This is a genomic window from Lactobacillus gallinarum (assembly GCF_002160635.1).
Taxonomy (GTDB): Bacteria; Bacillota; Bacilli; order Lactobacillales; family Lactobacillaceae; genus Lactobacillus; species Lactobacillus gallinarum.
In genome coordinates this window covers 1-8,096 of sequence record NZ_NFKZ01000048.1, presented here as the reverse complement: position 1 = coordinate 8,096, position 8,096 = coordinate 1, and the positions used below count along the sequence as shown (strand labels likewise).

The window sequence follows — 8,096 nt, the reverse complement described above, 5'->3', positions numbered from 1 at the left end:
GACCAATTTTCTTTGTTCAAAAATAAAAATAGACAGAAAAAGACGGTCAAGCAACTCAAATTAAGAGTTGGATTGATCGTCTTTCAGTATCTAAGGGTTAGTTTTTTCCCAGACACTTTGTGTAGTAGAAAAATTTTACAATAATTCAATATGATCTTCTTCACACTTTTTAACCATGTCTTCTGGCCAAATACTTGCTTGAACTTCACCGATATGGGCCTTACCAAGTAAAAGCATGCATAGACGTGATTGACCGATACCACCACCGATTGAGTATGGCAATGCGCCTTGCAAAAGCATTTGGTGGAATGGCAACTTAGCACGTTCTTCACAATGTGCCTTCTTCAGTTGTTCCTTCAAGCTTTCTTCGCTGACGCGGATACCCATTGATGAAATTTCAATCTTACTTTGAAGAGGTTCATACCAGAAAATCAAATCACCGTTTAATTGCCAGTCATCGTAGTCAGGTGCACGACCATCATGAGGCTTACCGCTACGCTTCAACTTGTCACCAATCTTCATGATAAAGACGGCCTTTTCTTCCTTGGCAATCATGTTTTCACGTTCATCTGGTGAAAGCTCAGGCCAGCGGTCTTCAAGCTCTTGGGTAGTAATGAATGAAACGTGATCAGCCAAGCGATAAGTAGAACCAGGGTAGCGCGCAGATACTAATTTTTCAGTTTCCTTAATAGCTCTAAAAATTTTGTTAACAGTGATTTCCAAAGTATCGGTGTTACGTTCTTCCTTGCGGATAACTTTTTCCCAGTCCCATTGGTCAACGTAAATGGAGTGGAAGTTGTCTAAATCTTCATCGCGGCGAATGGCGTTCATGTTAGTGTAAAGACCTTCGTGCATCCCAAAACCATACTTCTTAAGGGCGAGTCGCTTCCACTTAGCAAGAGAGTGGACTACTTCAATGGTGTCGTCCTTAGGCATTGACTTCATATCAAAAGCAACAGGACGTTCAACCCCGTTTAAGTTGTCGTTTAAACCAGTCTTTTGTTCAACAAACATTGGGGCAGACATTCTTTGTACGCCGAGAATAGAAGCGAGCTTATCTTGGAAAGTTTCACGGATGAAAACAATTGCTGCTTCAGTATCACGAACTGTCAATGTTGGACGGTAATCTTTAGGTAAAATAAGTGTCATAATAAATCCTCTTTCTCGAAAATATTTGAGAGTAAAGAAAAAGCCCTTCGCTCCCTGTAATCTAGGGACGAAAGGCTTTTTTCCGCGGTACCACCCACATTGTCTAATTATATAGACCTCTTAATGAAGCACCATCATGCTCCACCGGTGTGGTAACGTGCCGGAGACGTCTCAACCTACTTTAAGAATTGTTATTTCGGTGAGCTGCTAAAAGTGTTTTTCAATAATCCAGGGTCTATTAGTTTCGCACTAACACTAATTCACTGGAGAGAAATAGATTATTTACTCGTCTTTTTCATAGCTTTTTAATTTATTTGATATATATTTAACAGTATTTCCCTAAAAAAAGCAAGCCAAAAATGTGATATGATAATTTAGAAAGCGGTTTACTTATAGACATAAAAGAAAATAATATTACTTTAGAGGATTAAAATGTTAGGTTTTTCTGTTTATCTCGGACATGATTTAACAGCCGAGAATTATAATTATTTATTGATGATGCGCAATAGTGGTTTTATGTGCGTATTCACCCAACTGGAAGTTCCTGATACAGAAAATGATATTGTATTAAAGCGGCTAGCTAATTTAGTTAATTGGTGCCAAAAATTAGACTTAAAAATTGTGGCAGATGTATCAGAAGAAGTTTTGCATAAGCTAAATATTAATGGCATAGATCAAATTAAAAGCTTAAATTTAACAGGCTTGCGGATGGATGATGGCTTTAGTATGGAAACCATTGCCAAATTATCTAAGGAAATGCCTATCGTTCTGAATGCCAGCACGATTACGCAAGATGATATTGATAATTTGAAATATAGCAATGCTAACTTTGATAATTTGACAGCGGGGCATAATTTTTATCCGCGTCCTGAAACGGGACTTGATGCACATTGGATGCAAGAAAAGAATAAATGGCTCCATAAATATAATTTGAAAACGTCAGCCTTTATTTCGGGAAATGGTAAGTTGCGTGGACCGATCTTTGCGGGCTTGCCTACACTTGAAAAACAAAGAAATGAAAATCCACTTGCAGCAATTTTAGAATTACAAAAACTAGATTGTGATGATATTTTTGTAGGTGATCCGCAATTGACTAAGGATACAATTGAATCGATTACCAATTACCAAAAAGAAAAAGCTATTACATTGCATTTGGATACTGAAATTCCAGAATTATTTGAAAATGACTGGCATAATCGTCCTGATGTGGCAAGAGATGTAGTACGGCTAAAGGAAAGTAGAGAAAAGCAATTATTGTCGACAGAGCCACAAGACAATATTTATGCTCGGCCTAAAGGTAGCGTAACAGTTGATAATGATTTATATCAGCGATATAAGGGTGAAATTGAAGTAACTAAGTGTGATTTGCCGCGAAATGAAAAGGTTAATGTGCTGGCACAAGTAAAAGACTATGATTTGCCATTGCTTGATTATATTGGTGCTGATATGCGGGTCATTTTCAGAAAAGCGAATGCAAATAGTATTTAGTGAAGAAGTATTTCTTAGGAAATACTTCTTTTTTGTACAAAAAAAGAGATGAATCAAAGATTCATCTCAAAAAGTAGATATTATCGGGAAAACAGGATTCGAACCTGCGACCCCCTGGTCCCAAACCAGGTGCTCTACCAAACTGAGCCATTTCCCGTTTTTAAGTGCGCCCTGAAGGATTTGAACCTTCAACCTTCTGATTCGTAGTCAGACACTCTATCCAGTTGCGCTAAGGGCGCGTCTATCAACTCAATTAGTATAACATAAATATAAACGATGTCCAATATTTTTTTGCAAGAAAAAAAGCCTAGTTACTGTCTACCCTCCAGTAACTAGACCTATACTATTCTATCGAAAAAATGATAATAAAACTATCTTATTACAAAATAATTAACAAAAAATAATCAAAATGCAAATATTTTGTACTAAAAATGTCTAATTATCTATCCCCATCGAAGATATTGTCTTTGACGATGACGTAATCAACGAGTTTGATGGAGTTCAAATTGCGTCCGCCCGCATATGAAATTGATGATTGTAGATCTTCTTTCATTTCACGCAAAGTATCTTTAATTGATCCGCGATAGGGCACAAGCATTTGTTTACCCTCTACATTCTTGTAGGCACCTTTTTGTACTGCAGAGGCTGAGCCCCAATATTGCTTATAAGTTTTGCCATTAATTTTGATAACATTGCCGGGAGATTCCTCGTGACCAGCAAAAAGTGAACCGATCATCACCATAGTTGCTCCAAAGCGAACGGACTTCGCAATATCACCGTTATGACGAATACCACCGTCTGCGATTAATGGTTTTGAAGCCACCTTACTACACATACGAAGTGCGGCCAGTTGCCATCCACCTGTACCAAAGCCTGTCTTGAGTTTGGTGATGCAGGCACGACCAGGACCAACACCAACTTTAGTGGCATCAGCGCCGGCATTTTCAAGTTCACGTACGGCTTCTGGTGTAGCAATGTTACCAGCAGTCAAAAATGAATCAGGCAATTTTTCCTTAATGTACTTGATCATCTTAATTACATAAACTGAATGACCATGGGCTACATCGATTGTGATGTATTCAGGCTTAAGGTTTTGCTTAACCAATTCGTCGATAAAATCATATTCACTATCTTTAATACCGACTGAAATAGAAGCAAAGAGGCCCTTTTCGTGCATCATCTTGATAAAAGGAATTCTCTTCTCTGGTTCAAAACGGTGCATTACATAGTAATAACCGTTTTCTGCTAACCAAACGGCCAAGTCATCATTAATGACGCTTTCCATATTAGCTGGTACAACCGGTATTTTAAATGTTCGGCTTCCGAACCTTACGCTAGTATCCGCGTCACGACGGCTTTTGATGATTCCTTTATTAGGAATAAGTTGGATATCATCATAATCAAAGGCTTCCATACTAAAATAATTACTCAATTTGATTTGCTCCTTATGTAGTGCTTTACCAAACGAAAACTACTATATGGGATAAAATTTAATTTGTCAATATAGAAATCGAACTATGAAAGAAAATAAAAATAAAATAATTCGGATTTCGCATTGACTAATAATTTACAAATTGCTAGACTAGCTTACGTAATATTTATAGAAATTTTTTATGAGGTGAATTTCAAATGACAGCAGTTGCAGTCGTAGGTAGTCAATGGGGCGATGAAGGGAAAGGAAAGATTACTGACTTTTTGAGTAAAGAAGCCGCAATGGCAGTTCGCTCAAATGGTGGTAACAACGCAGGCCACACAATTGATATTGATGGCAAAGAGTTCAAGATGCGTTTGATTCCTTCCGGTATTTTTGCCGCATCTAAGGGTGCAGTAATTGGTAACGGTGTAGTTATCAACCCAGAAGTTATGTTTGGTGAACTTGATAACTTGGAAAAGAACGGAATCGACACCAGCAAGTTAAGAATTTCTAACCGTGCTAACATCATCATGCCTTACGACATTAAGCAAGATGAATACCAAGAAGAAGCTAAGGGTGCTAACAAAATTGGTACTACTAAGAATGGTATTGGACCAACTTACATGGACAAGGCTTCAAGAATCGGTATTCGCGTTTGTGATTTACTTGAAAAAGATACTTTTGAAGAAAAATTACGCCTTAACTTGAAACTTAAGAACGAATTATTTACTAAGGTTTATGGTAAGCCAGCTCTTAAGTTTGAAGACATCTTTGACAAGTACTATGAATACGGCCAAAAGATGAAGAAATACGTTACTGATACTTCAGTTTTAGTTAACGATGCACTTGATAACGGCGAAAAGGTCCTCTTTGAAGGTGCACAAGGTACTATGCTTGATATTGACGAAGGTACTTACCCATACGTAACTTCATCAAACACTATCTCAGGCGGTATCTGCTCAGGTATTGGTATGGGTGCTAACCGTTTGAACACTGTAATCGGTGTCTGCAAGGCTTACACCACTCGTGTTGGTGAAGGTCCATTCCCAACTGAACTTCTTGATGAAGTTGGTGACAGAATTCGTGACACTGCTCATGAATACGGTACTGTTACCGGTCGTCCACGTCGTGTTGGTTGGTTCGACTCCGTTGCCCTTCGTCACGCTAAGCGTGTGTCAGGCATTAACGGCTTAAGCTTGAACTTGCTTGATATCTTCTCAGGCTTTGACAAGATTAAGATTGCTACTGCTTACGAACTTGATGGTAAGAAGATTGATTACTACCCAGCAAGTTTGAAGGAACTTTACCGTTGTAAACCTGTTTATGAAGAACTTCCAGCATGGGATGAAGATATTACTCAAGTTAAGACTTGGGATGCTCTTCCAGAAAATGCTAAGAAGTTCTTGAATCGTGTTTCAGAATTGGTCGGTGTACCACTTGTTACTGTTTCAGTTGGTCCTGACCGTGAACAAACTATCGTATTGAAGAATCCATGGGAAATGTAATTTATGATTAATCGTTATACTCGACCCGAAATGGGCAAAATCTGGACTGATGAAAATAAATACGCAGCTTGGCTTGAAGTAGAAATTGCTGCTACTAGAGCTTGGGCTGAACAAGGCGAAGTACCAAAAGAAGATGCAGAAAAGATTGCTAAGAATGCATCATTTACTGCAGAACGTGTGGCAGAACTTGAACAAGTTACTCATCACGACGTTGTAGCCTTCACCCGTACGGTTTCTGAAAGCCTTGGTCCTGAAAAGAAGTGGGTTCACTTCGGCCTTACTTCTACTGATGTAGTAGATACTGCACAAGGACTTTTGCTTAAGCAAGCCGATGAAATCATTAGAAAAGATTTGCATGAATTAAAGGAAACCATTGCGGAAAAGGCTAGAAAGTACAAGTACACTGTTGAAATGGGTCGTACCCACGGTGTGCAAGCTGAACCTACTACTTTTGGTTTGAAGCTTGCTCGTTGGTATGCCGAAATTAACCGTGATATTGAACGTTTTGAACACGCAGCCAAAGGGGTAGAATCAGGTAAAATTTCTGGTGCTGTTGGTACTTTTGCTAACGTTCCACCTGAGATCGAAACCAGTGTTATGAAGCAACTCGGTTTAACGCAACAACCAATCACCAGCCAAGTATTGCCACGTGATTTGCACGCAGAATACATCGCAATGCTTGCTTTGATTGCAACCAGTATTGAAAACTGGGCTACTGAAATTCGTGGACTTCAAAGAAGTGAAATTCATGAAGTTGAAGAACACTTCCGTGCAGGTCAAAAGGGTTCTTCCGCAATGCCTCACAAGCGTAATCCTATTGGCTCAGAAAATCTTTGTGGTATGGCCCGGGTATTGCGTGGTCATGTCGTTACAGCTTACGAAGACGTTGCCCTTTGGCACGAACGTGATATTTCTCACTCAAGTGCTGAACGTGTAATTTTGCCTGATACCACAATCGGTATCGACTACATGTTGCACCGCTTCAACCGTATTTTGAGCAACTTGGATGTCTTCCCAGAAACTATGCTCAAGAACATGGATCGTACCTACGGTTTGATTTACTCACAACGTGTGCTTCTTAAGTTGATTGACGAAGCAGGACTTTCTCGTGAAAAGGCCTATGATATGGTTCAAAAGTTGACTGCTAAGTCATGGAACGAGCAAAAACAATTTAAACCTCTAGTTGAAAATAGCGAAATTATGAACTACCTTTCTAAAGAAGACGTTGATGATGCCTTTGATTATCACTATCACTTACGTCATGTTGATGATATCTTCAAGAAGTGTGGTTTGGACTAATTGATAAAATACCTAATAAAGAAGCGTTTGGAGAAATTCCAATGTCATTAAGTTAAGACATTGACAATTAATATTAGACTTTTAAAGCACTGATTTAACATTTAATTGGTTAAATTGGTGCTTTTTTCGTACAACAAATAAGGCATAGCACAGATTCTGCTTTTTTAAGCTACGCGATATAAATAATATACAGCTGATTTGGGCTTAATATTTCTCTTGTCCTTGCGGCCTGGTCTAATTGGAATGGTATAATAGCTGATCTGAATAAGGATCCGTTCAAAATCTTGCGTTAAAGAAGAAGCTAAATACATGCTCTGAATAATCAAGCATGATTGCTTGAAATTGATGGCATATTGATACTTGCAATGCTTTTGCGGAATATAGGCCTGTGCATCAATTTGACTGATTGCATTAAACATAATCATATGGGCATAAATTTCCATTTCAATAAATTTATCTTGTTTGGAATGGAACTGTACGCTGCCTAAAGAATACTTCAATTTCTTGAAGGAGGTCTCAATACCCCAACGCAGATGATAAAGCTCTTTAATTCTTTTTAGCGGATAATTTTTTCGATCAAGATTGGTTAGCACAACTTCCCATTCTTCTTTGCCTGATTTGGCATCATTAATTCTAAATTTGCAGGCTCGAAATTTTATTGTGCATAACTCGCCAAAATCCCAGCTTAGATCCTGGGTATTTTTAGAGCGATACTTAATATATTGGCGATAATAATGCTGGACATGGTGAATATTCTCACTGGCTTTATGCGTGATGTAGTAATAGTTAGAAGTAGTTACCAGGCAGGAAATCTCACGATCACATTCTTGATCAGGCAATGTCGTTATTTCTTTAACTCCGCCTTTTCCAGCCTTAGTTCGTATTATGTAATGACAGTTAGGCAGGCGATTGCAGTTTTCAATCATATTGAAACTAGTGTAGCCACGATCCATTGTTACAATATATGGACCACAATTCAAAGCTTTAAGCATTTGAACAGCCGCTTTGCGTTCATCCATTTCTGATTTAGGCTGAAAAATACAATCCTGGTAGGTATTATTCAATAGATCATATAAGGCATTAACGTGAATTTGACAATAGGGTTTCTTTTTATGAGAAGAAGCTTGTACAATGTTATTCGATTTCGGATTCCAGATTTGATTAAAGTCAGAGCCATCAATGGCAAACAAACGGTAGTGATGATCAAAAAGTTGAATATTAAATAGATTTTGATTAAAAAC

Annotated in this window: 6 protein-coding genes, 2 tRNA genes and 1 other annotated feature; of the genes, 3 read left to right on the top strand and 5 right to left on the bottom strand. The window is 38.3% G+C overall.

What is annotated here, in order from left to right; translation table 11 throughout:
• Window positions 1–135: 135 nt before the first annotated feature.
• Window positions 136–1,149 carry an aspartate--ammonia ligase gene (asnA, locus tag B5E95_RS09895; protein ID WP_025005966.1) on the bottom strand — a complete coding sequence of 338 codons (1,014 nt, stop codon included), beginning with the start codon at window positions 1,147–1,149 and terminating at the stop codon, window positions 136–138.
• A 60-nt stretch (window positions 1,150–1,209) separates the two neighbouring features.
• Window positions 1,210–1,457 (bottom strand) — a binding site (T-box leader).
• Window positions 1,458–1,581: 124 nt separating this feature from the next.
• Here asnA and B5E95_RS09890 point away from each other — a divergent pair.
• Complete coding sequence (locus tag B5E95_RS09890) at window positions 1,582–2,637, top strand: DUF871 domain-containing protein (protein WP_087176897.1); 1,056 nt, start codon at window positions 1,582–1,584, stop codon at window positions 2,635–2,637.
• 83 nt (window positions 2,638–2,720) lie between these two features.
• On the opposite strand, the gene B5E95_RS09885 is transcribed toward B5E95_RS09890, so the two are convergent.
• The 3 genes from B5E95_RS09885 to B5E95_RS09875 form a co-directional block, all read right to left on the bottom strand.
• Window positions 2,721–2,794 (bottom strand) — tRNA-Pro (locus tag B5E95_RS09885).
• A gap of 8 nt (window positions 2,795–2,802) precedes the next feature.
• Window positions 2,803–2,876 (bottom strand) — tRNA-Arg (locus tag B5E95_RS09880).
• 200 nt (window positions 2,877–3,076) lie between these two features.
• Entirely contained in the window at window positions 3,077–4,069 is a 993-nt protein-coding gene (locus B5E95_RS09875) for a GMP reductase (RefSeq protein WP_087176898.1), read from the bottom strand.
• Window positions 4,070–4,266: 197 nt separating this feature from the next.
• On the opposite strand from B5E95_RS09875, the gene B5E95_RS09870 reads away from it, so the two are divergent.
• Together B5E95_RS09870 and purB are read left to right on the top strand one after the other, a co-directional pair.
• A complete protein-coding gene (locus B5E95_RS09870; RefSeq protein ID WP_087176899.1) occupies window positions 4,267–5,556 on the top strand; it encodes an adenylosuccinate synthase in 1,290 nt (429 codons plus the stop codon).
• A gap of 3 nt (window positions 5,557–5,559) precedes the next feature.
• Entirely contained in the window at window positions 5,560–6,855 is a 1,296-nt protein-coding gene (gene purB, locus B5E95_RS09865; RefSeq protein WP_087176900.1) for an adenylosuccinate lyase, read from the top strand.
• Window positions 6,856–7,019: 164 nt separating this feature from the next.
• Here the strand turns inward: purB and B5E95_RS09860 are convergent.
• On the bottom strand, window positions 7,020–8,096 hold a 1,077-nt coding region (locus B5E95_RS09860; RefSeq protein ID WP_143437596.1), incomplete at its 5' end, for an IS4 family transposase.

Bases quoted from the DNA above. Each gene is read 5' to 3' on its own strand.
- asnA (WP_025005966.1), bottom strand. From the start codon at position 1,149: ATGACACTTATTTTACCTAAAGATTACCGTCCAACATTGACAGTTCGT.
- B5E95_RS09890 (WP_087176897.1), top strand. From the start codon at position 1,582: ATGTTAGGTTTTTCTGTTTATCTCGGACATGATTTAACAGCCGAGAAT.
- B5E95_RS09870 (WP_087176899.1), top strand. From the start codon at position 4,267: ATGACAGCAGTTGCAGTCGTAGGTAGTCAATGGGGCGATGAAGGGAAA.
- purB (WP_087176900.1), top strand. From the start codon at position 5,560: ATGATTAATCGTTATACTCGACCCGAAATGGGCAAAATCTGGACTGAT.